The 23,736-nt window shown below is 65.8% G+C and carries 20 protein-coding genes; 17 read left to right on the top strand and 3 right to left on the bottom strand.

Annotated elements, in window-relative coordinates; genetic code table 11:
- Position 1 precedes the first annotated feature (1 nt).
- From ACFW0H_RS24720 to ACFW0H_RS24710, 3 genes are read left to right on the top strand one after another with little or no spacing between them, the layout of a single operon-like run.
- Positions 2–880: a substrate-binding periplasmic protein gene (locus ACFW0H_RS24720; protein WP_422916488.1), complete on the top strand. Its 879-nt coding sequence runs from the start codon at positions 2–4 to the stop codon at positions 878–880.
- Between the two features lie 13 nt (positions 881–893).
- Positions 894–1,640 (top strand): quinoprotein dehydrogenase-associated SoxYZ-like carrier, encoded by a 747-nt coding sequence (locus tag ACFW0H_RS24715; RefSeq protein WP_422916487.1) that lies wholly within the window; start codon positions 894–896, stop codon positions 1,638–1,640.
- A 9-nt stretch (positions 1,641–1,649) separates the two neighbouring features.
- Positions 1,650–2,585: a quinoprotein relay system zinc metallohydrolase 1 gene (locus ACFW0H_RS24710; protein WP_422916486.1), complete on the top strand. Its 936-nt coding sequence runs from the start codon at positions 1,650–1,652 to the stop codon at positions 2,583–2,585.
- 97 nt (positions 2,586–2,682) lie between these two features.
- On the opposite strand, the gene ACFW0H_RS24705 is transcribed toward ACFW0H_RS24710, so the two are convergent.
- The gene (locus ACFW0H_RS24705) at positions 2,683–3,696 is read right to left on the bottom strand and encodes an AI-2E family transporter (protein WP_422916485.1); all 1,014 of its coding nucleotides are present in this window, start codon (positions 3,694–3,696) and stop codon (positions 2,683–2,685) included.
- 228 nt (positions 3,697–3,924) lie between these two features.
- On the opposite strand from ACFW0H_RS24705, the gene ACFW0H_RS24700 reads away from it, so the two are divergent.
- The 3 genes from ACFW0H_RS24700 to ACFW0H_RS24690 all read left to right on the top strand — a co-directional run bounded on the left by ACFW0H_RS24700 (position 3,925) and on the right by ACFW0H_RS24690 (position 7,372).
- Positions 3,925–5,709 carry a PQQ-dependent methanol/ethanol family dehydrogenase gene (locus tag ACFW0H_RS24700; RefSeq protein WP_422916484.1) on the top strand — a complete coding sequence of 595 codons (1,785 nt, stop codon included), beginning with the start codon at positions 3,925–3,927 and terminating at the stop codon, positions 5,707–5,709.
- Between the two features lie 185 nt (positions 5,710–5,894).
- A complete protein-coding gene (locus tag ACFW0H_RS24695) occupies positions 5,895–6,131 on the top strand; it encodes a helix-turn-helix domain-containing protein (RefSeq protein WP_422916483.1) in 237 nt (78 codons plus the stop codon).
- Positions 6,128–7,372: a type II toxin-antitoxin system HipA family toxin gene (locus ACFW0H_RS24690; RefSeq protein ID WP_422916482.1), complete on the top strand. Its 1,245-nt coding sequence runs from the start codon at positions 6,128–6,130 to the stop codon at positions 7,370–7,372. The genes ACFW0H_RS24695 and ACFW0H_RS24690 overlap by 4 nt, the downstream gene beginning before the upstream one ends.
- 24 nt (positions 7,373–7,396) lie before the next feature.
- Here ACFW0H_RS24690 and ACFW0H_RS24685 read toward each other — a convergent pair whose 3' ends face one another.
- Positions 7,397–7,741 carry a BRO-N domain-containing protein gene (locus tag ACFW0H_RS24685; RefSeq protein ID WP_422916481.1) on the bottom strand — a complete coding sequence of 115 codons (345 nt, stop codon included), beginning with the start codon at positions 7,739–7,741 and terminating at the stop codon, positions 7,397–7,399.
- A gap of 410 nt (positions 7,742–8,151) precedes the next feature.
- Here ACFW0H_RS24685 and ACFW0H_RS24680 point away from each other — a divergent pair, with 410 nt between their 5' ends.
- The 11 genes from ACFW0H_RS24680 (at position 8,152) to ACFW0H_RS24630 (ending at position 22,418) form a co-directional block, all read left to right on the top strand.
- Entirely contained in the window at positions 8,152–9,729 is a 1,578-nt protein-coding gene (locus tag ACFW0H_RS24680) for a methyl-accepting chemotaxis protein (protein ID WP_422916480.1), read from the top strand.
- 131 nt (positions 9,730–9,860) lie between these two features.
- Positions 9,861–11,381, top strand: a complete 1,521-nt coding sequence (gene exaC, locus ACFW0H_RS24675; protein ID WP_422916479.1) for an acetaldehyde dehydrogenase ExaC — start codon at positions 9,861–9,863, stop codon at positions 11,379–11,381.
- A gap of 393 nt (positions 11,382–11,774) precedes the next feature.
- Positions 11,775–11,846, top strand: coding sequence for a pyrroloquinoline quinone precursor peptide PqqA (gene pqqA, locus ACFW0H_RS24670; protein ID WP_072432761.1), 72 nt, complete (start codon positions 11,775–11,777; stop codon positions 11,844–11,846).
- Positions 11,847–11,894: 48 nt separating this feature from the next.
- Positions 11,895–12,809 carry a pyrroloquinoline quinone biosynthesis protein PqqB gene (pqqB, locus tag ACFW0H_RS24665; RefSeq protein WP_422916478.1) on the top strand — a complete coding sequence of 305 codons (915 nt, stop codon included), beginning with the start codon at positions 11,895–11,897 and terminating at the stop codon, positions 12,807–12,809.
- 64 nt (positions 12,810–12,873) lie between these two features.
- The gene (gene pqqC / locus ACFW0H_RS24660; protein ID WP_422916477.1) at positions 12,874–13,626 is read left to right on the top strand and encodes a pyrroloquinoline-quinone synthase PqqC; all 753 of its coding nucleotides are present in this window, start codon (positions 12,874–12,876) and stop codon (positions 13,624–13,626) included.
- The gene (gene pqqD, locus ACFW0H_RS24655; RefSeq protein ID WP_422916476.1) at positions 13,623–13,904 is read left to right on the top strand and encodes a pyrroloquinoline quinone biosynthesis peptide chaperone PqqD; all 282 of its coding nucleotides are present in this window, start codon (positions 13,623–13,625) and stop codon (positions 13,902–13,904) included. Before pqqC ends, pqqD begins: the two co-directional genes overlap by 4 nt.
- Positions 13,873–15,024, top strand: coding sequence for a pyrroloquinoline quinone biosynthesis protein PqqE (pqqE, locus tag ACFW0H_RS24650; protein WP_422916475.1), 1,152 nt, complete (start codon positions 13,873–13,875; stop codon positions 15,022–15,024). Before pqqD ends, pqqE begins: the two co-directional genes overlap by 32 nt.
- Complete coding sequence (locus tag ACFW0H_RS24645) at positions 14,990–16,840, top strand: S9 family peptidase (RefSeq protein WP_422916474.1); 1,851 nt, start codon at positions 14,990–14,992, stop codon at positions 16,838–16,840. Before pqqE ends, ACFW0H_RS24645 begins: the two co-directional genes overlap by 35 nt.
- A 205-nt stretch (positions 16,841–17,045) precedes the next feature.
- Positions 17,046–18,209: an alcohol dehydrogenase-like regulatory protein ErcA gene (gene ercA, locus ACFW0H_RS24640; protein WP_422916473.1), complete on the top strand. Its 1,164-nt coding sequence runs from the start codon at positions 17,046–17,048 to the stop codon at positions 18,207–18,209.
- Positions 18,193–19,887, top strand: coding sequence for a PAS domain-containing hybrid sensor histidine kinase/response regulator (locus tag ACFW0H_RS24635; protein WP_422916472.1), 1,695 nt, complete (start codon positions 18,193–18,195; stop codon positions 19,885–19,887). Before ercA ends, ACFW0H_RS24635 begins: the two co-directional genes overlap by 17 nt.
- 764 nt (positions 19,888–20,651) lie before the next feature.
- Complete coding sequence (locus ACFW0H_RS24630; RefSeq protein WP_422916471.1) at positions 20,652–22,418, top strand: ABC transporter ATP-binding protein/permease; 1,767 nt, start codon at positions 20,652–20,654, stop codon at positions 22,416–22,418.
- Here ACFW0H_RS24630 and ACFW0H_RS24625 read toward each other — a convergent pair.
- Complete coding sequence (locus tag ACFW0H_RS24625; protein ID WP_422916470.1) at positions 22,404–23,531, bottom strand: glycoside hydrolase family 5 protein; 1,128 nt, start codon at positions 23,529–23,531, stop codon at positions 22,404–22,406. The two genes, ACFW0H_RS24630 and ACFW0H_RS24625, sit on opposite strands and share 15 nt — an antisense overlap.
- Between the last annotated feature and the right edge of the window lie 205 nt (positions 23,532–23,736).

Raw genomic sequence — 23,736 nt, 5'->3', positions numbered from 1 at the left:
CATGCGCCCGCTGCTCCTGCTGTGCTGGCTGCTGTGCCTGCCATTGGCGCAGGCACAGGTTCGGCCCTATGACGACATCGTCGACTCCGGCGTGCTCAAGGTGGCCGTTTACGAGAACTTCGCGCCCTACAGCTTCCAGGAGAAAGGTCAGGCGCGCGGCGTGGACGTCGACCTGGCGCGTGCCCTGGCGGAAGGACTGGGCCTGGAGCTGGAACTGCTCTGGGTGACCCCCGGCGAGAAGCTCGACGACGACCTGCGCAATTACGTCTGGAAGGGGCATTACATGCGCCCCGGGGTGCTCGCCGACGTGATGTTGCGGGTGCCGTATGACCGCGACTTCGCGCAGAAGCGCAATGACGTGGGGGAAATCTCCAACGACCAGGTGGTGATGTTCGGTCCCTACCAGCGCGAGCGCTGGCAGGTGGCCTACGACAGCCGCCGGCTGGACGAGGTGCCGAGCATGGGGGTGTTCCAGTTCCACCCCATAGGCGTGGAGCTGGATAGCGTGCCGTCCTTCTACCTCACCTCGGTCTTCGCCGGGCGCCTCTCGCGCAATACCCATCACTATCCGGGGCCGCAGGCCGCCTTCGAGGGCATGCGCAAAGGCGAGGTGGACGCGGTGATGGCGCTGCGTGGCGAACTGGATTGGCTCGAGCACGAGGCCCGGGACCCGCAGATCCGCAATGCCGATAACACCTATCCCAACCTGGGGCAGCCCGAGTGGGACATCGGCATGGCCGTGCACGAGAGCAATCGCCAGCTCGCCAATGCGCTGGAGGAGACCCTCGACGCCATGGTGCGCGATGGCCGCATGGAAAAACTCTACGCCGGCTACGGGCTGCGCTACGAATTGCCGGGGCTCTATCAGGACGTTCAATGACCGGAGGTGCGGGATGCACAGGCGTTCGGTGTTGTTGCTGGGCATGCTGGGTTGCGCGGCGCCGCTCTGGGCCGCGCAGGACCCGGTGGAATCGGTGATGTGGGACTATTTCCACCAGCGTCTGCTCGGTGGCCAGCCCTTCGTCCATGACCACGGCGTGGTGCTGGAAGCACCGCCCTTCGCCGAGGACTCGCGACAGGTGCCGATCCAGGTGGATGCCCGCGCCTTCGCCGGCGAGGTGGTGAAAATCATGGCTTGGGCCGAGCTCAATCCGATCCCGCAGATCTTCATCTTCCACCCTGGCGAGCGGGTAGCGCCGCTGCTGGCCATCCGCATCCGCGTCGAGCAGGCCACCCCCATCCGCGCCGCCGTGCTGACCCGCGACGGTCTCTGGCACATCGGCTCGACCCGCATCGATGCCGCCGGTGGCGGTTGCACCGCGCCCAGCGTGGTGCGCGCCCAGTCAGGCTGGGAGGACCGGCTCGGCCAGGTCCACGGGGGCCGTTTCGCCCATGGCGACACCAGCCGCCTGCGCCTGCGCATCGACCACCCCATGGACAACGGCCTTATCGGCGGCATCCCGGAGTTCTTTCTCAACCAGGCCGAATTGCGTGACGCCGACGGCAAGGCCCTGGCCACCCTGGAGTTGTTCCCGGCGGTGAGCGAGAACCCGACCATCAGCCTGGAAGTGCAGGGCAGGGATGGGGCACGCCTGTGGCTGCGGGACAACAATGGCAACGAATTCGAGGCGAGTTTCTAGGGAGGGAGCATGCGTTTGATCACTCTATTGCTGGCCTGCCTGACCTTCTCCGTCCAGGCAGGCCAGGACTACGACCTCAAGCCCAGGCAGATCGCCGAGGGCACCTGGCTGCTGGAGGGCAGCACCGACAATTTCGATAAGGCCAATGGCGGCAATATCGTCAACACCGGCTTCATCGTCACCGATGCCGGTGTCGTGGTGATCGATACCGGTCCGTCCAGAGCCTATGGCCAAGCCATGCGCCGCGCCATTGCCGGGGTCACCGACCAGCCGGTGAGCCTGGTGCTGCTGACCCACCATCACCCCGACCATGTGCTGGGCAACCAGGCCTTCGCCGGCGCGCCCATCGCGGCCCTGGCCGGTACCCGCACGCTGCTGGAGGAGCAGGGCGATGCCATGGCGGAGAACATGTACCGGCTCGTCGGCGATTGGATGCGCGGCACCGAAGTAGTACTGCCGAACGAAGTCCTCGAACCCGGCGTCCGTGAGATCGGCGGCCACCGCCTGCGCCTGCTGGCCCTGCGCGGCCACACCGGCGCCGACCTGGCGGTGCTGGACGAGCGCACCGGCGTGCTCTTCGCCGGCGACCTGGTGTTCTACCAGCGCGCCCTGACCACACCCAACAGCCCCGGCCTGGATGCCTGGCTGGCGGACCTCGACAGCCTGGAGCAACTGCCCTGGAAAACCCTGGTGCCCGGCCACGGCCCCATCAGCCAGGACCCGGCGCCCTTTGCGCAGATGCGCGATTACCTGGATTGGCTGGATGGCTTGCTGAAGGAGGCGGCACTGAAGGGGGAGGAGATGAATGAAGTGATCCGGTCGCCGATTCCGGAGCGGTTCGCTTCGGTGAGTCTGAACCGCTACGAGCTGATCCGCAGCGTCAGCCACCTGTATCCGAAGTACGAACTGCAGCGGATGCCGAGGGTGGATGACGCGGCGGAGTGAACGGGTTCATCGGTGCGCGCGGCGCACCCTACGGTCGAGCCCGAGTGCTGGGTCTGCCTCGTAGGGTGCGCCGTGCGCACCGTTTCGAACTCTGGCGCTACACCAATTCCGCGTGCTTCAGCTCGCTCTTCAGGTAGGCGTAGTAGATCGGCGCCGCCACCAGCCCCTGCAGGCCGAAGATCGACTCGAACGCCAGCATCGCCAGCAGCAGCTCCCAGGCCCTGGCGCTGATCTGGCCACCGACGATGCGCGCGTTGAGGAAGTATTCCAGCTTGTGAATGGCGATCAGGTAGCCCAGGGCTCCGACCGCCACCCAGAGCGATACCGAGAATCCGGCGATGAAGATCAGGGTGTTGGACATCAGGTTGCCGATCACCGGCAGCAGACCGAGGATGAACGTCAGCAGGATCAGCACCTTGGTCAGCGGCATGTGGATGTCCATCAGCGGCAGCACCACGGCGAGGAAGATGCCGGTGAGCGTGGTGTTGACCAGGGAAATCTTGATCTGCGCGAAGACGATGTTGCGGAACGCGGTCACCAGCATGGCCATGCGCTCCAGCAGCACCCGGCTGAGCGGGCGCAGGGTCTCGAAATTGGGGATCGGCTGCAGGGCGATGATGGCGCCGAGGATCATGCCGATCAGCATGGTCACGAAGGTATGCGCCGCACCCTTGCCCAAGAGTTGCAGCTGGCCGACGTGGGCGCGCAGCCAGTCCATCAGTTCGCGGCGCAGGTCATCGGCGCTGGCCGGCAGGTAGTTCTCGATGGACGCCGGCAATTGCGCCCGGGCCTGTTCGGTCAGGACGATGAACTTCTCCAGCAACTGGCCGGGGTTGTGCAATTCCTGCGTCACCACACCGCCGATCCAGACGAAGAACAGCGACAGCAGGCTCACCACCAGGGTGCCCAGCAGCGCCACCGCCAGCCAGCGGGCGCGGCGCCCCCCGGGGATCACCGGCTGCAGGCGCGGGGCCAGGCTGATCACCAGCTCATAGACCAGCAGGCCCGAAAGCAGGGATGGCAACAGGTGGAAGGGCAACACCAGCAGCAGGCCGATGAGGACGATGGCCCAGCTGGCCAGGAGCAATTGACGATCAGTGAAGAGTTGCATAGGTCCCGTGGGCATTGGAAAGCGGAGCAGGGGCGGCAGTCTGCCAGTGGTAGGCGCCGCTGCACAATCGGCAGCTGAAGTATGCAGGGGCGTGGCGGTATTGCTACCAACGGAGGAGGAAAATCCGCACTGCGTCCAATTGTTGGCCACCCCTGGCAAACCAAGAATTTGCGGCAGACCGGGAAATTTTCCCGGATCACAACAACAAGCCCGCAGAGGTAGCCGCTAATGAAGCTCGCCACACCCCACCAGCCTTTCGCCCGGACGCTGTTGTCCGTCGCCCTGATGCTGTCCAGCAGCCTGGCCCTGGCTGGCGTCACCGACAAAGACATCCTCGACGATGCCAAGTCCACCGACCAGGTGGTGACCAACGGCCTGGGCCTGCAGGGCCAGCGCTACAGCACCCTGGACGCCCTCAACGCCGACAACGTGCAGCAGCTGCGCCCGGTGTGGGCGCTGTCCTTCGGTGGCGAGAAGCAGCGTGGCCAGCAGGCCCAGCCACTGGTGAAGGATGGCGTGATGTACGTCACCGGCTCCTACTCGCGGGTGTTCGCCGTGGACGCGCGCACCGGCAAGAAACTCTGGCAGTACGACGCGCGCCTGCCCGACGGCATCATGCCCTGCTGCGACGTGATCAACCGGGGTGTGGCGCTGTACGAGGACCTGGTGATCTTCGGCACCCTGGACGCCAAGCTGGTGGCGCTGAACAAGGACACCGGCAAGGTGGTGTGGCGCAAGACGGTGGCCGACTACAAGGCCGGCTATTCCATCTCCGCCGCGCCGCTGGTGGTCAAGGGCAAGCTGATCACCGGCGTGGCCGGTGGCGAGTTCGGCGTGGTGGGCAAGATCGAGGCCTACGACCCGAAGAATGGCGAGCTGCTCTGGACCCGTCCCACCGTGGAAGGCCACATGGGCTACGTCTACAAGGACGGCAAGAAGGTCGAGAGCGGTATCTCCGGCGGCGAAGCCGGCAAGACCTGGCCCGGGGATCTGTGGAAGACCGGCGGCGCCGCCCCCTGGCTGGGCGGCTACTACGACCCGGAAACCGACTCGCTGCTGTTCGGCACCGGCAACCCCTCGCCCTGGAACTCCCACCTGCGCCCTGGCGACAACCTCTACTCTTCCTCGCGCCTGGCGCTGAACCCGGACGACGGTTCGATCAAGTGGCACTTCCAGACCACCCCGCATGACGGCTGGGACTTCGACGGCGTCAACGAGCTGGTGTCCTTCGACTACAAGGACGGCGGCAAGACGGTGAAGGCCGCCGCCACTGCCGACCGTAACGGCTTCTTCTATGTGCTGGACCGCACCAATGGCAAGTTCATCCGCGGCTTCCCCTTCGTCGATGTGGTGACCTGGGCCAAGGGCCTGGACAAGGACGGCCGCCCGATCTACGACGACACCAAGCGCCCGGGGGCACCGGGTGGCGATGGCAAGCACGGCAGCCCGGTGTTCGTCGCACCGTCCTTCCTCGGTGGCAAGAACTGGATGCCCATGGCCTACAGCCAGGACACCGGCCTGTTCTACGTGCCTTCCAACGAGTGGGGCATGGACATGTGGAACGAAAACGTCGCCTACAAGAAGGGCGCGGCCTACCTGGGCGCCGGCTTCACCATCAAGCCGCTGAACGAGGAGTACATCGGCGTGTTGCGCGCCATCGATCCGAAGAGCGGCAAGGAAGTCTGGCGCTACAAGAACTACGCGCCGCTCTGGGGCGGTGTGCTGGCCACCAAGGGCAACCTGGTGTTCACCGGCAACCCCGAGGGCTTCCTGATGGCCTTCGACGCCAAGACCGGCAAGAAACTCTATGAGTTCAACACCGGCTCCGGCGTGATCGGCTCGCCCATTACCTGGGAAATGGACGGCGAGCAGTACGTCTCGGTGCTGTCCGGCTGGGGCGGCGCCGTACCGCTCTGGGGTGGCGAAGTGGCCAAGCGCATCAAGGACCTGAACCAGGGCGGCATGCTCTGGACCTTCAAGTTGCCGAAGGAAGCGGTGGTCGCCAAGCGCTGACCGCCACGCAAAGGCCCGCTTCGGCGGGCCTTTGCTTTCTCCTTGAGAAACACCTTGGCGAGGTTTATTTTCCCGTTCGGGAAAAATTACGTGCATTTCACCAACCGGTAGGAGTATTTTCCCGATTGGGAAAATTTTCGGCTGATCCCCAGCCGACATCCATTTTTTTACCTATCGGGAAAAATATGGCCTCTACCGCGCACTTCTCCAGCATGGCCGAACTGGGCCGGATGATCCGCAAGACCCGCAAGGCGCAGCAGTTGACCTTGGCGGACACCGCGGGTCTGTGCGGCGTCAGCATGCGTTTCCTCAGCGAGTTGGAAAACGGCCGGGACAGTTGCTCCATAGGCCGCGTTATCCAGGTCTGCCAGACCCTGGGCATCGACCTCTCGGCCACGCGCCGTGATGGGGGTGAACTGTGAGGCCAAGCCTGGAAGTCTGGCGCAGCGAGCAGCGCATCGGCGAACTGTGGCTGGGTGAGGATGGCCGCTCTATGGGTTTTGCCTATGACGCTGCCGAGATGCCCATTTCCAACAGCCTGCCCCTGACCGGTTCGCCATTCCCGGAAGACATCGGTATCGCGCATAACTGGTTCGCCAACCTGCTGCCGGAAGAGGGGGCGCGCCAGGTGCTGGTGCGCAGGCTAGGTGTGGCGGATGAGGACTTCTCGCTGCTGGCTGCCATCGGCGGCGATTGCGCCGGCGCCTTGCGCCTGCTGCCGGCCGGCGCGCAAGACGAAGCAGCAGCGGACCTGGTGCCCGTCGAGGAACAGCAACTCGCCCGCTGGGCCGAAGGTACCGAGCGCTATGCCCTGTTCCGGCCGGGGCGCGAGCAGGAGACCCGACTGTCCTTGGCGGGGGCGCAGGACAAGGTGCCGGTACTGATTCGGGACGGCGCCATGTTTCTGCCCCAGGGCAGCAACGCGTCCTCGCACCTGATCAAGTTCGCAGCCAATCCGGGGCTCATCCTCAACGAGCTCTACATGAACCGACTGGCGAAACTGGCCGGTCTGCCAGTGCCGGACAGCTTCATCGGCCGCTCCGGCAAGGGTAGCTACCTGGCCGTGGCCCGCTATGACCGCATCGACAGCGGTGGCCGTATGCTGCGCGTACACCAGGAAGACATGTGCCAGGCGCTCGGCGTGCCGCGGCGACTGAAGTACCAGGAAGAAGGAGGCCCAAGCCTTGGCCGCTGCGCCGAACTGGTTCGGGCGGTGACCGCCAAGCCCGCGCTGCAGGTCCGGCAATTGCTGCACTGGCAGATATTCAACGTGCTGGCCGGCAACAGCGACGGACACGCCAAGAACCTTTCCCTGCTTCAGGACGCCAACGGCCGCTGGAACCTCGCACCGGCCTACGACCTGGTCTGCACCCGTGTACTCAACTACAGCCCACAGCTAGGGTTTGCAGTCGGAGAGAACTTCCACCCCCAGGAGCTTCGTCTCAAGGACTGGGAACAATTCGCCCGGGAAATGACCCTGGCGCCACCCTTCGTGCTGCGAGAGTTACGGGAGATGGTCGATGCCATGGAGCCGGCTGCCCAAGGCAACGAGGTTAGGCAAGCGCTGATCGATGCCGGCATGGAAGAGGGCGACTGGAGCAAGCTCCAGCATGTGCGCAAGTACGTGGTGCAGCAGTGCCGACGGTACCGGAAGCTGGCATAAGCCGGCACCGCTCGGGCCAGGAGCTTATCCAGCCAGCGCTCGGCCGCTCCACAACCCCGCGACCACTTCCTGGCTGATCCACTGCCTCAGCATCCGGTTCTCCGGGTGGTAGCAGTACACGTAGAGCAAGGCGTGGAGGCCGGATTCGCTGACCACCATTTCCTCGTCGAACCAGCCATTGGCGGTTCGCAGCAGTACGTGCTGATGCTGGTCGTCACAGAGTTGTCGGGTGATGCAGTCGTTGATGTTGGCATTGACCACGCGGCGCAGGTCACGGGTGGAGAACCAGGCTTCATGGCCGATGAGGAAGGCGCGAAGTTGGCGGCGGTGGCGCCGGAAGACCTGCGGAGTGATTTCGGGAAGGTTCATAGGGAGAGCTCCGTCCATTGGGTTGGGGAGCCGCCACCAAATCCTTGAAGGGTGGCGGACCGTGCGAGTGTGGAAGTACCGGGATAATCAGCAAGACCGGTCGGGCCGGAGCCCGCTCGCACGGTCCGCCATAGACTGCCGACGTGTGACCTGTCGCTATGGCGTGCTGATTATCAATGAACGGGCTTCCACACCCGATTGCGACCCGAGGGGCACAACGGCGCAAACCCTATCCAAGTCCTCTGTAGTCCAGCAATGCAGTCTCCGCGTAGGCCCATTTCCTGTTCGGGAGCGCGATTTTCCTTCGTGCTGAGAGCGATCCCGCGGGCTCTACGACCAAGGAACCATGGCTTTGTACTGGCCAAAGGCCGCTTAATACGCCCCAAACAATGACAAGAAAGGGGTAAGCGATGCGCCACTGCCTGTTCCAGAGTCTCCTCATCCTCCTCCTTGCCGGCGCCGTGACCTTCGCAGGCCTGCCGCCCTGGCTGGGAATCCTGCTTTGCCTGCCATTGCCTTGGCTGTTCCGGCCGAGGCGGCAGGAGCACAGAGCAGTGGAAGAGGGTACCGACGTTGCGCGCCTCACCCGCGACCTGTCCCGCAGCACCAGTCACAACGCCCTGTCCGCCGCTGGCGTGGCCTACTCGGTGGATCGTCTGGCTGAGCGTTTGAAATCCCAGTTGCAGGCCGCCGAGCGCATCGTCGGCAGCGCCGAGGTGATGATCGGAACGGAGGCCGCGACATCCGCGCTCAGCCAGCAGGCTTTCGCCGCCGCCCATGACGCCCGGCAGAGCAGCGATGAAGGCCGTGAGGTGCTGCAGCAGGCCATCGAACTCATGCACCAGCTCAGCGCCCGCGCCGGCGCCAGCCGTGAGCTGATCGGCGCCCTCAGCCAGCGCAGCGAGGAAATCCAGCAGGTGGCCCAGGTCATCCAGTCCATTGCCAGTCAGACCAATCTGCTGGCCCTCAATGCCGCCATCGAGGCCGCGAGGGCTGGCGAGCATGGTCGCGGATTCGCCGTGGTGGCGGACGAGGTGCGCGGCCTGGCCGGACGTACTGCCAGCGCCACCGGTGAAGTCGGGCAGATGGTCGCCGATATCCAGCGCCAGACCGCCCTGGTGGTGGAGCAGATCCAGCAGCTCTCCGCCGACCTGGACGCCGGCGTCGGCCAGGTGGAGTTGACGGGACGCCAACTGGAGAAGATCGCCGGCCTGGCGGCCGCGGTGGAAGGGCAGGTGGATGAGATTGCCCACGGTGCCCGGACCAACCGCGACCAGCTGGCCGATTTGTTCGAGGCGGTAGGGCAGATGCGCAGCGACCTGGGTGTCAGCGACCAGCAGACCCGGCGCCTGGCCGAAGCCGCCAGCCAGTTGGAGGGGCAGGCCGAAACCATCAGCGAGCGCCTCGCCGAAGTGGGCCTGGATGACTATCACCAGCGGGTCTACGACCTGGCGCGCGGAGCTGCGGCGGCCATTTCCGAGCGCTTCGCGGCCGATGTGCGGGACGGCCGGATCAGCCTCGACGACCTGTTCGACCGGCGCTTCCAAGTGGTGCCCGGCACCTACCCGCAGAAGTACGGCTCGCGCTTCGACCGCTACACCGACCAGGTCCTGCCGGACATCCAGGAGCCGTTGCTCAAAGGCCACGAGGGCCTGGTGTTCGCCATCGCCTGTACGCAGGAAGGCTATGTGCCCACCCACAACCTGGCCTTCAGCCAGCCGCCCAGCGGGGATCGCGAGCAGGACATGGCCCGCAGCCGCAGCAAGCGCATGTTCAACGACCGCACCGGCATCCGTTGCGGCAGTCACCAGCAGCCGCTGCTGCTGCAGACCTACACCCGCGATACCGGTGAGCTGATGCACGACCTCTCGGTGCCGATCATCGTCCAGGGGCGCCATTGGGGCGGCCTGCGCCTGGGTTACCGGCCGGAACAGGCCGCTGCGCCGGCGACCCAGGCCTCCCGCAGGGGCGCTCTGGCACGGGCCTGAGAGCGAGTCGACTACTACCAAATGACGAGGGCGTCTCTCCCATGGGCGCATTCCGGGCTCCGGCGGCGGCTGACTAAGATCGGTCCACAACCTGCCCAGTCGGGCAGGCACCGACCAGAGAGAGCAACGCCATGATCTACGCACAACCAGGCACTCCGGGCGCCGTCGTCAGCTTCAAGCCGCGTTACGGCAATTACATCGGTGGCGAATTCGTACCGCCGCTGGGCGGCGAGTACTTCACCAATACCTCTCCGGTGAACGGCGAAGTGATCGCCGAATTCCCCCGTTCCGGCGCCGAAGACGTCGAAAAAGCCCTGGACGCCGCCCATGCCGCCGTCGATGCCTGGGGCCGCACCTCGGTCCAGGACCGCGCCCTGATCCTGCTGAAGATCGCCGACCGCATCGAGCAGAACCTGGAAGTGCTGGCTGTTACCGAAACCTGGGACAACGGCAAGGCCGTGCGCGAAACCCTCAACGCCGACGTGCCGCTGGCCGCCGACCACTTCCGCTATTTCGCCGGCTGCATCCGCGCCCAGGAAGGTTCCGCCGCCGAGATCAACGAGCACACCGCCGCCTACCATTTCCACGAGCCGCTGGGCGTGGTCGGCCAGATCATCCCGTGGAACTTCCCGCTGCTGATGGCCGCCTGGAAGCTCGCCCCGGCGCTCGCCGCCGGCAACTGCGTGGTGCTGAAACCCGCCGAGCAGACCCCGCTGTCGATCATGGTGCTGGCGGAAATCATCGGTGACCTGTTGCCGGCCGGCGTGCTGAACATCGTCCAGGGCTTCGGCAAGGAAGCGGGCCAGGCCTTGGCCACCAGCAAGCGCATCGCCAAGATCGCCTTCACCGGCTCCACCCCGGTGGGCGCCCACATCCTTCACTGCGCCGCCGAGAACATCATTCCCTCCACTGTGGAACTGGGCGGCAAGAGCCCGAACATCTTCTTCGAAGACATCATGCAGGCCGAGCCGGCCTTCATCGAGAAGGCCGCCGAAGGCCTGGTACTGGCCTTCTTCAACCAGGGCGAGGTGTGCACCTGCCCGTCGCGGGCGCTGGTACAGGAGTCGATCTTCGAGCCCTTCATGGCCGAGGTGATGAAGAAGATCAAGGCGATCAAGCGCGGCGACCCGCTGGACACCGAGACCATGGTCGGCGCCCAGGCCTCGCAGCAGCAGTTCGAGAAGATCCTCTCCTACCTCGACATCGCCCAGCAGGAAGGTGCCGAGCTGCTGGCCGGCGGTAGCTCCGAGCGCCTGGGTGGTGACCTTTCCAGCGGCTACTACATCCAGCCGACCCTGCTGAAGGGCCACAACAAGATGCGCGTGTTCCAGGAGGAGATCTTCGGCCCGGTGGTGGGCGTCACCACCTTCAAGGACGAAGCCGAAGCCCTGGCGATCGCCAACGACACCGAGTTCGGCCTCGGCGCCGGCCTCTGGACCCGCGACATCAACCGCGCCTACCGCATGGGCCGCGGCATCAAGGCCGGCCGCGTGTGGACCAACTGCTACCACCTGTACCCGGCCCATGCCGCCTTCGGTGGCTACAAGAAGTCCGGCGTCGGCCGCGAGACCCACAAGATGATGCTCGACCACTACCAGCAGACCAAGAACCTGCTGGTGAGCTACGACATCAACCCGCTGGGCTTCTTCTGATCCCTTGTCGACCCGTGTGGCGCGCTGGACGGGCGCCACACGCCCTTTGCCGATGGCGCCCTGTCAGCGGGAACTGCGCACCCCATCCCATGCCCTGCAGGGCTTTATCGCGACGCGGCCTCGGCCGCGTTTTTTGTTTGGTGCATGGGCAAGATCCTGTAGGGGCGAATTCATTCGCCAAGCAGGCCGCAGGCCTGCCCTTGGGCCTAGCAGGGGCTGCTGCGCAGCCCTTGGCGAATGAATTCGCCCCTACAAATGAGGGCGCCCAACCACCTCGCAGCCCCTACCAAATCACGAGCGAATCTCCTCCGAAAGTACCATTCGGCCCCCTCCGGCCCGGTGATTAACTGGACTTGCCGGAATCCTCCGGCGCCATAACAAGAGGATTGCTCCATGTGGACTAAACCCGCCTTTACCGATCTGCGCATTGGTTTCGAAGTGACCCTGTACTTCGCCAACCGCTGATCCGCATCGCCCCGGCCCTGTGCCGGGGCCCCCGCCAGGGCAAATCCCATGCACATCCAGATTCTCGGTTCGGCCGCCGGTGGCGGCTTCCCCCAGTGGAACTGCAATTGCCGCAACTGCCGTGGCGTACGCAGCGGCAAGCTGCGCGCCCAGCCGCGCACCCAGTCCTCCATCGCCCTCAGTGCCAACGGCGTCGACTGGGTGTTGTGCAACGCCTCTCCGGATATCCGCGCCCAGCTCGAGGCCTTTGGGCCGCTGCAGCCGGCGCGCCGGGCGCGCGACACCGGCGTCAAAGCGATCGTCCTGCTGGACAGTCAGATCGACCACGTCACTGGCCTGCTCAGCCTGCGCGAAGGCTGCCCGCACTCGGTCTGGTGCACCGACATGGTCCACCAGGACCTCACCAGCGGCTTCCCGCTGTTCAACATGCTGCGGCACTGGAATGGCGGCCTCATCTGGAACCCCATCGACCTCGCCGCGCCCACCTTCGAAACCCCGGCCTGCGCGGGCCTGCGCTTCACCGCCATCCCCCTGCAGAGCAGCGCGCCACCGTACTCGCCGCACCGCGGCAACCCGCACCCTGGCGACAATATCGGCCTGTTCATCGAGGACCTGGAAACCGGCGGCACACTGTTCTATGCCCCCGGCCTCGGCCAGGTGGATGACGCCCTGCTGGCCTGGATGCGCCGCGCCGATTGCCTGCTGGTGGACGGCACCCTCTGGCGTGACGACGAGCTGCGCCACTGCGAGGTGGGCGACAAGCTCGGCAGCGAGATGGGCCACCTGCCGCAGAGCGGCCCCGGCGGAATGATCGAAGTGCTCGACGGCATTCCCGGCCCGCGCAAGGTGCTGATCCACATCAACAACACCAACCCGATCCTTGACGTCGATTCCCCCGAGCGCGCCGAACTCGGCCGCCACGGCATCGAAGTCGCCTGGGACGGCATGAGCATCGAGTTGTAGGGTGCGCCGTGCGCACCATGACCTGTTTCCGGTGCGCACGGCGCACCCTACGAGGGAATCGAGCATGAGCCAGAGAGCCATGAGCCCCGCGGAATTCGAGCAAGCCCTGCGCGCCAAGGGCGCCTGCTACCACATCCATCACCCGTACCATCGCGCGATGTACGAGGGCCGCGCGAGCCGCGAGCAGATCCAGGGCTGGGTGGCCAACCGCTTTTACTACCAGGTGAGCATCCCGCTGAAGGATGCGGCGATCCTCGCCAACTGCGCGGACCGCGACACCCGCCGCGAATGGATCCAGCGCATCCAGGACCACGACGGCGCGCCCGGAGAAGAAGGCGGCATCGAGGCCTGGCTGCGCCTGGCCGAAGCGGTCGGCCTCCCGCGCGAGCAGGTGCTGTCCCAGGAGCTGGTGCTGCCGGGGGTGCGCTTCGCGGTGGACGCCTACGTCAACTTCGCCCGCCGCGCCAGCTGGCAGGAAGCGGCGAGCAGTTCGCTGACCGAGCTGTTCGCCCCGCAGATCCACCAGTCGCGGCTCGACGCCTGGCCGCAGCACTACCCCTGGATCGACCCGGCTGGCTACGACTATTTCCGCAAGCGCCTGAAGGAGGCGCGCCGTGATGTCGAGCACGGCCTGCGCATCACCCTGGCGCATTACCGCACCTGGGAGGCCCAGCAGCGCATGCTGGAGATCCTGCAATTCAAGCTGGACGTGCTCTGGAGCATGCTCGACGCCATGAGCATGGCCTACGAGCTGGAGCGTCCGCCTTATCACACCGTGACCCGCGAGCGGGTCTGGCACCGGGGGATCGCCCTATGAGTGATTTCGACGTACACCAGGTGCCCAACTTGCGCCGGGGCTTTCGCCTGCAATGGGAGCCGGCCCAGGGTTGCCACGTGCTGCTCTACCCGGAAGGCATGGTGCGGCTGAACGAGAGCGCCGGGGAAATCCTCCGGCTGGTGGATGGCCAGCGGTCGGTGGCGCAGATCATTTTCGACCTGCGCCGGCGCTTCCCCGACGTACCCGGCCTGGACGAAGACATTCTGGCGTTCATCGAGGTGGCCCATGCCCAGTTCTGGTTGCAACTCGAAGCCTGAGAACCAGCCGGGGCCGCCGTTCTGGCTGCTGGCCGAGCTGACCTACCGCTGCCCGCTGCAGTGCCCGTACTGCTCCAACCCGCTGGATTTCGCCAAGCACAGCGAGGAGCTCACCACCGCCGAGTGGATCGAGGTGTTCCGCCAGGCCCGTGAGCTGGGCGCCGCGCAGCTGGGCTTTTCCGGTGGCGAGCCGCTGGTGCGCCAGGACCTGGAAGAGCTGATCCGCGCCGCCCGCGAGCTGGGCTTCTACACTAACCTGATCACCTCCGGCATCGGCCTGACCGAGGCGCGCATGGCGGCGTTCAAGGAGGCCGGGCTGGACCATATCCAGATCAGCTTCCAGGCCGCCGACGAGGAGGTGAACAACCTGCTGGCCGGCTCACGCAAGGCGTTCGCCCAGAAGCTGGCCATGGCCCGCGCGGTGAAGGCCCAGGGCTACCCGATGGTGCTGAACTTCGTCACCCACCGGCACAACATCGACAGCATCGAGCGGATCATCGAGCTGTGCATCGAGTTGGAGGCGGACTTCGTCGAGCTCGCGACCTGCCAGTTCTACGGCTGGGCCGAGCTGAACCGCGCCGGGCTGCTGCCGACCCGTGCCCAGCTGGAACGCGCCGAACGCATCACCAACCAGTACCGAGCCAAGCTGGCGGCCCAGAACCACCCCTGCAAGCTGATCTTCGTCACCCCGGACTACTACGAGGAGCGTCCCAAGGCCTGCATGAACGGCTGGGGCAGCCTGTTTCTCGACATCACCCCGGACGGCACTGCCTTGCCCTGTCACAGCGCGCGCCAACTGCCGGTGCAGTTTCCCAACGTCAAGGACCACGACCTCAAGCACATCTGGTACGACTCATTCGGTTTCAACCGCTTCCGCGGCTATGACTGGATGCCCGAGCCGTGCCGTTCCTGTGACGAGAAGGAGCGCGACTTCGGCGGCTGCCGCTGCCAGGCCTTCCTGCTCACCGGTGATGCCAGCAATGCCGATCCGGTGTGCGCCAAGTCCCCCCACCACGGCAAGATACTGGCGGCGCGGGAGGAGGCGGAGCATGCTCCCGGGACCCTGGAGCAACTGACCTATCGCAATGAGCGCACCTCCAAGATCATCTGCCGCGCTTGAAACTCGCGGCTTCGGCTTCTGGGACAGCCCCTGGAGCGCGCAGCGGGCCGTCGCCGCCAGCCGCGACTTCGCCGAACTGCGTTGCGGCCCGGCCGGCTTGTTCTGGACGTCGTTCGATCCGGCCGACAGCCGCACCACCCTGTGGCACTGGCGTGAGGCCGGGGCCCAGTGCCTGACGCCGGCGGGTTTCTCGCTGCGCAGCCGGGTCTACGAGTACGGCGGCGGCGCCTTCTGCCTGGTTGACGGCGGCGTGGCGTTCGTCAACGAGGCGGACCAGCAGCTCTACTTCCAGCCGTTGTCCGGCGTGCCGGTTGCGCTGACCCGCAATGGCCGGTGCCGCTATGGCGATCTCTGGCCGTCGGGCCGGCTCGTGCTGGCGGTGGAGGAGGAGCAGGGTGACCACCGGCTGATTGCCGTTGCCCTGGACGATGGCCAGCGCCAGGTATTGGCCGAGGGCGCCGACTTCTATGCCGCGCCGCGCATCAGCCCGGATGGCCGGACCCTGGCCTGGATCGAGTGGAACCGCCCGGCGCAGCCCTGGACGGAATCCCGGCTCTGCCTGCGCCGGCTCCAGGATGGGGCTTGGGGGACGGTTGAAATCGTCGCGGGCGGGGAGGGTGGCGAGTCCCTGCAGCAGCCGTGCTTCGATGCCGAAGGGCGCCTGCATTGCCTGAGTGACCGCAATGGCTGGTGGCAACCCTGGCGTCTGCACGCGGATGGCTTCCTGCCCTTGCCTGCCAGGCAGGCGGACCACGCATCGGCACCCTGGCAGATGGGCGCCAGCAATCACCTGCCTGAGGCCGGCTTGCGCACCTGGCTGGAAAATGGTCAGGGCTACCTGGCCGGCCCGTCCGGTGAGCCCCTGGCCAGCGGTTACAGCCGCTTCCGCCAGTTGGCGGCGGACCCACGGTGCTACTACTGCATCGCCGCCGGTCCCGAAAGCACCAGTGCGGTGCTGGCCATCGACCGTGCCAGCGGCGCCGCACAGGTTCTGGCGGGCGGTGGCACAGGGCTGCCGCCGGAGGAGATTTCCCGGCCGCGGCCACTGCGTTTTGCCGTGGGGGCGGGGGAGTGGGCCAATGCTTTTTTCTATCCGCCCTGCAATGGCCGCTACCAGGCCCCGGAAGGCCAGCGTCCGCCCCTGTTGGTGTTCTGCCACGGCGGGCCCACGTCCGCCTGCCAGCCGGTGCTGGACCCGCGCATCCAGTTCTGGACCCAGCGCGGCTTTGCCGTGGCCGACCTGGATTACCGGGGCAGCAGCGGCTATGGCCGGGCCTACCGGCAACGGCTCGCCGGTGGCTGGGGCGAACTGGATGTGGACGATGCCAAGGCATTACTCCGTCATCTCGGCGAACTGGGCTGGGTGGACCCGGCCAGGGCCTTCATCCGTGGCTCCAGCGCCGGTGGCTTCACCACCTTGCTGGCGCTGCTGGGGGATACGCCCTTCAGCGGCGGTGCCAGCTATTACGGGGTCAGCGACCCCTTGGTGCTGCGCGAGAAGACCCACAAGTTCGAAGCCGACTACCTGGACTGGCTGATCGGCGATCCCGAGCGGGACGCCGAGCGCTACCGGCAGCGCTCGGCGGTGCTGCGGGCGCGGGAGATCGCCGCGCCGCTGATCTTCTTCCAGGGCGGGCTGGATGCCGTGGTGGTGCCGGAACAGACCGCCAGCATGGTCAGCGCCTTGCGCGAGGCCGGCCAGCGGGTCGAGTGCCACCTCTATCCCGAAGAACGCCACGGCTTCCGCCAAGCCGCCAACCTGGCCCATGCCCTGGAGGCGGAGCTGGAGTTCTATCGAGGGGTGATAAGCCTGTAGGGGCGAATTCATTCGCCAAGCAGACCGCAGGTCTGCCCATCGGACTATCCGGGGCAGCTTCGCTGCCCTTGGCGAATGAATTCGCCCCTACAACAAGAGCCAACCCCGCCATTGTAGGAAAGCCGCCCAAGGTCTGATTGAAATGCCCCATGAATCCAGTAGGCTGGGTCCTACTCATTCCATAACTACAAGAACGAGCCGTTTGATGCGTCACGATATCAGCCTGCTTCGCAAGTTCGTTTCTCCCGAGATCATTTTCGGCGCCGGTTGCCGGCACAATGTCGGCAACTACGCCAGCACCTTCGGCGCGCGCAAGGTGCTGGTGGTGTCCGACCCCGGCGTGCAGGCCGCCGGCTGGGTCGCCGACGTGGAGGCCAGCCTCCAGGCCCAGGGCATCGATTACTGCCTCTACACCCAGGTATCACCCAACCCCCGTGTGGAGGAGGTGATGCAGGGTGCCGAGTTCTACTGCAGCATGGGCTGCAACGTGATAGTCGCCGTGGGTGGCGGCAGCCCCATGGATTGCGCCAAGGGCATCGGCATAGTCGCCGCCCACGGCCGCAACATTCTCGAATTCGAAGGGGTGGATACCCTCAGCGTGCCCAGCCCGCCCTTGATCCTCATCCCCACCACTGCCGGCACCTCGGCCGACGTGTCGCAGTTCGTGATCATCTCCAACCAGCAGGAGCGGATGAAGTTCTCCATCGTCAGCAAGGCGGTGGTGCCCGACGTGTCGCTGATCGACCCGGAAACCACCCTGAGCATGGACCCCTTCCTCTCCGCCTGTACCGGCATCGACGCCCTGGTGCATGCCATCGAGGCCTTCGTCTCCACCGGCCACGGTCCGCTCACCGATCCCCATGCGCTGGAGGCCATGCGCCTGATCAACGGCAACCTGGTGGCGATGATCGCCAACCCCAATGACATTGCCCTGCGCGAGAAGATCATGCTCGGCAGCATGCAGGCCGGGCTGGCCTTCTCCAACGCCATCCTCGGCGCCGTACACGCCATGTCCCACAGCCTCGGCGGCTTCCTCGACCTGCCCCATGGCCTGTGCAACGCGGTACTGGTGGAGCACGTGGTGGCCTTCAACTACAGCGCCGCGCCGGAGCGCTTCAAGGTTATCGCCGAGACGTTCGGCATCGACTGCCGAGGCCTGACCCAGAATCAGGTGCGTCAGCGCCTGGTGGAACACCTGGTGACTCTCAAGCACGCGGTGGGCTTCCACGAGACCCTGCGCCTGCACGGCGTCGGCACTTCGGACATTCCGTTCCTCTCGCGTCACGCCATGGACGATCCCTGCATCCTCACCAACCCGCGCGAGTCCAGCCAGCGGGATGTCGAGGTGGTCTATGCCGAGGCCCTCTGACGAGCAGCGCGAGGCCCTGACCGGGCTGCTCGGCCTGGGCAGCCATTCCGCGCGCAAGAGCCACTACCCCGAACTGCTGGCGCGCCTGGAAGAGCTGGAGACCGAGCGCAACCGCTACAAGTGGTTGTTCGAGCACGCAGTGCACGGCATCTTCCAGGCCAGCCTGCAACAGGGGTTGCGCGCCGCGAACCCGGCCCTGGCGCGGATGCTCGGCTACGACTCGCCCCAGGATTGCCTGTGGAGCCTCACCGACCTCGCCAGCCACCTGTTCGTCGGTGGCGCCGCCGAGCTGGTGGAGATTCGCCGACTGCTGCAGCGCGAGGGCGGGCTGTTCGGCTATGAGACACGCCTGGTACGCAAGGACGGCAGTCATGTCGATGTGCTGATGAACCTGCTGCTCAAGCCCGATGAAGAGGGGCTGGTGGAGGGCTTCGTCGCCGACATCACCGAGCGCATCCTGGCCCAGCAGCGTCTGCAGACCCTCAATGACGAACTGGAAAAGCGGGTGATGGAGCGCACCTGCGAGCTGCAGACGCTGAACGCGCAACTGCGCGAGGCGCGCGATGCCGCCGAGGCCGCCAACCTCAGCAAGGACAAGTACCTGGCGGCCGCCAGCCACGATCTGCTGCAACCGCTGAATGCCGCCCGGCTGCTGGTATCCACCCTGCGCGAGCGCTCGCTGCCGGCCGCGGAGCAGCAACTGGTGGAGCGTACCCACCAGGCCCTGGAAGGGGCCGAAGACCTGCTCACCGACCTGCTGGATATTTCCAAGCTGGACCAGAGCGCCATCAAGCCGGACCTGGATGTCTATCGGCTGGACGAGGTGCTCGGTCCCCTGGCCTCGGAATTCGAGAGCGTCGCCGAAGCCGCCGGGCTGGGCCTGCGGGTGCGCATCCCGGATATCAGCATCAGCACCGACTTCCGCCTGCTGACGCGCATCCTGCGCAACTTCCTCAGCAACGCCTGCCGCTACACCGAGCGCGGGCGCATCCTGCTCGGCGCGCGTCGTCGCGGGGCTCGGCTGCGGCTGGAGGTCTGGGACAGCGGGCGGGGGATTCCCGCGGACAAGCTGGAAGCGATCTTTCTCGAATTCAACCAGTTGGATGTGGGCCGCGCGGCGGAACGCAAGGGTGTGGGCCTGGGCCTGGCCATCGTCGATCGCATCGCCAGCATGCTGGAGTACCGGGTGGAAGTGCGTTCGCAAGTGGGTCGGGGCTCGGTGTTCAGCATCGAGGTGCCCCTGGCTGATTCGCTGCCGCCGGTGCGACCCAATGTCGAGGCGCGACCGGTCACCGGTGACCCGCTGCCGGGCCAGCGCCTGCTGGTGGTGGACAACGAACCGGGCATCCTCGAGAGCATGTCGGCGCTGCTCGGCCAGTGGGGCTGCCAGGTGCTCACCGCCACCGACCTCGATGGCGCCCTGGAGGCGCTGCAGGGCCGGGCGCCGGACCTGCTGCTGGTGGACTACCACCTGGACCACGACATGCTCGGCTGCGACGTGATCCGTACCCTGCGCCAGCACTTCGCCCGTGAGGTGCCGGCGGTGATCATCACCGCCGACCGCAGCGACCAGTGCCGCCGCGACCTGCTGGGCCTCGGCATACCGTTGCTGAACAAGCCGGTGAAGCCCGGCAAGTTGCGCGCGGTGCTGAGCCAGTTGATCGGCAAGGCGGGCTGAAGGCCTACGCTGCCACACGAGCGACCGATCGAGCCGTCGGTCCCCGCAGCGGACGGCGCGATGGCGGCACAACGGAGCTCGCGGCAAGTCGCCCCTATCCGCTGGCGGGCGCGGATGGTCGTTGTTTCGGCGCTGTCAGCGCGTCGGCCTGACCGCTCAGGCCCTAGCGCAATCGCCGTTCGCCGAACCCGCTCAACGGTAGGAATCATCAGTGCCGTTCGAGCTCCGTGTGCTTGAATGAAGATATCCGGTGCAGACCGGCGCTGAGCCCAGCGAGCCGCACAACTACCATCATCGGCCATCGTTGGCTCACACCTACCGCCGCTGCGCCGCGCGGCAAATCCTGACGGGACGCGAAGAGTTCCGCAGGCTATAGACAACGCGCTCCCCGGAGCACGTTGATAACTAGGGCTTCGACCTTGCGCTGTAGGGGGTCGGATGATGTATCTGCCAATAGAAATGGCGGGGGCGCATACCCGCCTGTGTCGGGGAACATTCTGCGCTGCGAGCCGGCGAGGGGTTCGCTTGCAACGTTTCGCCCAACGCGGGAATTCCGGGGCGCGTGCCCCGCTGGTGGATTGCCTGCCCGGTGGCGGAACGCAGCTCGCCGCCCGTGCGCCAGCAGCCCGGCAACAGCCGGCGTGCACGCAGTCCAGCCCCTCGCGGGGAATTCCCGGACAGGCCAGCCAACCACCCGTCAACTTCAGTGGGCGCAGACCGAACGATTCGGCCGCGCCGCCGCTGACTGCGCGGGGGAGCGACTGATGCTCCGGCTGCCAGGTGTCCGGCAACCGCCGAAACTGCACTGGCAGTTCCTGCGGCTGGTCATGCCGTACTGGAATTGCGCACAGAAGTGGAAGGTGCGCGGTTTCACCCTGGCGTTGTTGCTGCTCACCCTGGCCCAGGTCGCGCTGGTGATCTGGATGAATTACTGGAACCGCGCGCTCTTCGATGCCCTGGAAGCGAAGTCGCCGGACCGCCTGATCATGCAGATCGGCACCTTCGTGGTGATCCTGCTGCTGACCGTCGGCGTCACGGCGCTGCACATGCGGACCAAGCGCTGGTTGCAACTGGACTGGCGCAAATGGCTGACGGAGAAGGTCCTCGACAAGTGGATGACCCACGGACATCACTACCAGCTGCAGTTGACCGAAGGTGAGCATGACAACCCGGACGGTCGTATCGCCGAAGACGTCCACGTCGTGACCGAAAGCGCGATTTCCCTGACTCACTCACTGGTTTATTCGCTGCTGATATTCGGCAGTTTTGCCGACATCCTGCTGACGGTCACCGGCAGCGTGAACCTGCCCGGCACGGCCCTGCTGGTGCCGGGCTACATGGTGATCCTGGCGCTGGCCTACGCCGCGGCCGGCACCTTCTTCGGCCTGCTGCTGGGGCGGCCGCTGATCAAGGCGACCAACAAGCTGCAGACCGCGGAGGCGAACTTCCGCTTCGGGCTGGCCCATGCGCGGGAAAGCTCCGAGTCGATCGCGCTGATGCAGGGCGAAGATGCCGAGCGCAGGAGTTCGAACACCCATTTCGCCGAACTGGGCCACCGCTGGTATCGGCAGACGCTGGCCTATCTCGGCATCGTGTCGTTCTCCTCGGGCTATGGTGTGCTGCTACCGGTGTTCCCGATCCTGGTCATGGCGCCCCAGTACATTTCCGGCAGCATGACCCTGGGCGTGTTGATGCAGGCGGCGCAGGCCTTCCAGCAACTGACCTCGGCGCTCTCCTGGCCCATCGACAACCTGGCCGAACTCGCGCGTTGCCGGGCGTCCGCGGACCGGGTCATGAGTCTCTACAACGACCTGCTGGGTCTCGAGGAACTGGCTGCCGAACCGCAAGCCGACCGCATCAGCCTGGTGCAGTCGAACAAGCCGGAACTGGTGCTGCGCGACCTGTGTATCGCCAACCCCGACGGGCAGGTCCTGATCGAGGGACTCAACGTGGTGATCCAGCCAGGCGAGCGGGTGCTGATTTCCGGCGATCCGACGGTCACCATCGGCCTGTTCAAGGTGCTCGCCGGCTTGTGGCCGTGGGGGCATGGCGAGGTCCGGCTGCCGGCGGGCCCGTCGATCTGCTTCCTGCCGCAGCGACCGTTCCTGCCGGTCGGCAGCCTGTGCTCGGCGCTGAGCTACCCGCAGCCGGCCGGCACCTTTACCAGCGTGGCCATGCAGCATGCCCTTGAATGCGCGGGGATCGCCTGGCTGGCGGCGCGCCTGGACGAGGTCGACAACTGGCAGAGTGTGTTGCCGCTGCGCGCGCAGCAACGGCTGGGCATAGCCCGGTTGTTCCTGCAGCAGCCCGCCTGGGTGTTCATCGAAGAGGCGGCCAGCGCCTACGAGTCCAAGGGCGAGGACTACCTGATGGACATGCTGCACCGCGAACTGCCCGAGGCGACGCTGATGGCCATCAGCTTCCAGACCGGCCTCGACCGGCACTACCAGCGCAGGCTCCTGCTCAATCACTTGCCGCAGGAGCAGTTCGTCGGCTACGGCACGCCCCTTCGTGCACTAAGAAAAAGTTGAGGGCAGCCAGCCGCGACGGACGCACTCGCGGAAACACCAGGCCGGCGTGGTTTCGGTCTTGTAGCTCCAGAAGAACCAGCCCAGGTATTTCTCGAAGGTCAGCAACTGGGCGGCGGCGTAGCCGCGGTAGGCCATATCCTGCTGGACGCTGTCCATGTTTTCCAGGGCGTGGTTGAACGGTCCTTCGGCCCAGAGCGAGACCACCTTCAGATCGAGGCCCAGGCTCCACTCACCGCAATAGGCCGGTAATCCCAGCCGGCCGATGATCGCGTCGGCTTCGGCTTTCCATTGGCCGCTGGCCTTGTGGATGTGGGTGTAGATATCGCTGTCGATGTCACCGCGCTCGAAGCACTGGTAGCGATGGAGATCGAACACCACGTTGGCGAATTCCGGCGCCTGCATGAAGCCCAGGTATTCCTCGAAGGAGCGGAAGCCGTCATGGAAGACCACGCTGACCCGCTCCGGTTCGCAGTGGCGGCGAATGCGCTGGTAGGCGTCGAGGTTGTAGCTTTTGAGGTACTCGGTGGGGACATCCCAGCGCGGCTCGTTGAGTACCTCGATGGCGTGCAGGTTGGGGTGGTCGTGGTAACGCTCGGCCAGGCGTTCCAGCACACTCAGCGAGTGGTCGCGGTACTGCACGTCGGTGTGCCATTCGCAGATGTCCTTGATGCCGCCGTTATCGAAGCCGTTCTGGCAGCCGGGCGCGGCGTGCAGGTCGAGGACCACCCGCAACTGGAATTCGGCCGCCCAGGTGAAGGCGCGGTCGAGAACCTCGATCCCGCCCTCGACGAAGGGGTAGCGGCTCTCGCCGTATTTGGGGTGGTAGGGGTAGTCAGGGCCGAAGATCCAGTGGCCCAGTGGAATGCGCACGGCATTGATGCCGTGCTCGTGCAGCCAGGCAAAATCCTCTCGGGTGATGAAGCTGTTCCAGTGTCGCCGCAACCGGTCCGCGGCACGCTCGCCCATCTCGGCGCACCAGGTGGTTTCATCGGTGGCCTGCAATCCCTCGAACAGGCTGGGGGTCATCCACTTCTCCAGAACCAGCCAGCCGCCGAGATTCACCCCGCGTAATTTCATGCGGGGGTTTTCGTGAACGGGAATCTGCTGCTCCATGACTGCACTCCTTTGATCAGTAAGAACTGCACGAAGTACGAACAGAGAATCTTTGCGGGCAACCAAATGGCCTGCCCTTTGTTGGCCAATCCCTTGTCTTGTCGTTCCTTGCCCCAACCTGCAGAACTCTTCCAGGCTGCCTGTGCAAGCCTAGGTCATGGGCAGGCGGGTGTCAGACTGCGACTGAGAGGGTGGTGCGTGTAGC

It is taken from the genome of Metapseudomonas cellulosilytica (assembly GCF_049334135.1).
In the GTDB taxonomy this organism is placed as follows: Bacteria; Pseudomonadota; Gammaproteobacteria; order Pseudomonadales; family Pseudomonadaceae; genus Metapseudomonas.
This window is presented reverse-complemented; position numbering and strand designations above follow the sequence as displayed.

Bases quoted from the DNA above. Each gene is read 5' to 3' on its own strand.
- ACFW0H_RS24685 (WP_422916481.1), bottom strand. From the start codon at position 7,741: ATGAACCTTCCCGAAATCACTCCGCAGGTCTTCCGGCGCCACCGCCGC.
- ACFW0H_RS24680 (WP_422916480.1), top strand. From the start codon at position 8,152: ATGCGCCACTGCCTGTTCCAGAGTCTCCTCATCCTCCTCCTTGCCGGC.
- ACFW0H_RS24625 (WP_422916470.1), bottom strand. From the start codon at position 23,531: ATGGAGCAGCAGATTCCCGTTCACGAAAACCCCCGCATGAAATTACGC.
- exaC (WP_422916479.1), top strand. From the start codon at position 9,861: ATGATCTACGCACAACCAGGCACTCCGGGCGCCGTCGTCAGCTTCAAG.
- ACFW0H_RS24695 (WP_422916483.1), top strand. From the start codon at position 5,895: ATGGCCTCTACCGCGCACTTCTCCAGCATGGCCGAACTGGGCCGGATG.
- ACFW0H_RS24700 (WP_422916484.1), top strand. From the start codon at position 3,925: ATGAAGCTCGCCACACCCCACCAGCCTTTCGCCCGGACGCTGTTGTCC.
- ACFW0H_RS24715 (WP_422916487.1), top strand. From the start codon at position 894: ATGCACAGGCGTTCGGTGTTGTTGCTGGGCATGCTGGGTTGCGCGGCG.
- ACFW0H_RS24630 (WP_422916471.1), top strand. From the start codon at position 20,652: ATGCTCCGGCTGCCAGGTGTCCGGCAACCGCCGAAACTGCACTGGCAG.
- pqqE (WP_422916475.1), top strand. From the start codon at position 13,873: ATGCCCAGTTCTGGTTGCAACTCGAAGCCTGAGAACCAGCCGGGGCCG.
- ACFW0H_RS24705 (WP_422916485.1), bottom strand. From the start codon at position 3,696: ATGCAACTCTTCACTGATCGTCAATTGCTCCTGGCCAGCTGGGCCATC.
- ACFW0H_RS24635 (WP_422916472.1), top strand. From the start codon at position 18,193: ATGCCGAGGCCCTCTGACGAGCAGCGCGAGGCCCTGACCGGGCTGCTC.
- pqqD (WP_422916476.1), top strand. From the start codon at position 13,623: ATGAGTGATTTCGACGTACACCAGGTGCCCAACTTGCGCCGGGGCTTT.
- ACFW0H_RS24720 (WP_422916488.1), top strand. From the start codon at position 2: ATGCGCCCGCTGCTCCTGCTGTGCTGGCTGCTGTGCCTGCCATTGGCG.
- ercA (WP_422916473.1), top strand. From the start codon at position 17,046: ATGCGTCACGATATCAGCCTGCTTCGCAAGTTCGTTTCTCCCGAGATC.
- ACFW0H_RS24645 (WP_422916474.1), top strand. From the start codon at position 14,990: ATGAGCGCACCTCCAAGATCATCTGCCGCGCTTGAAACTCGCGGCTTC.
- pqqC (WP_422916477.1), top strand. From the start codon at position 12,874: ATGAGCCAGAGAGCCATGAGCCCCGCGGAATTCGAGCAAGCCCTGCGC.
- pqqB (WP_422916478.1), top strand. From the start codon at position 11,895: ATGCACATCCAGATTCTCGGTTCGGCCGCCGGTGGCGGCTTCCCCCAG.
- ACFW0H_RS24710 (WP_422916486.1), top strand. From the start codon at position 1,650: ATGCGTTTGATCACTCTATTGCTGGCCTGCCTGACCTTCTCCGTCCAG.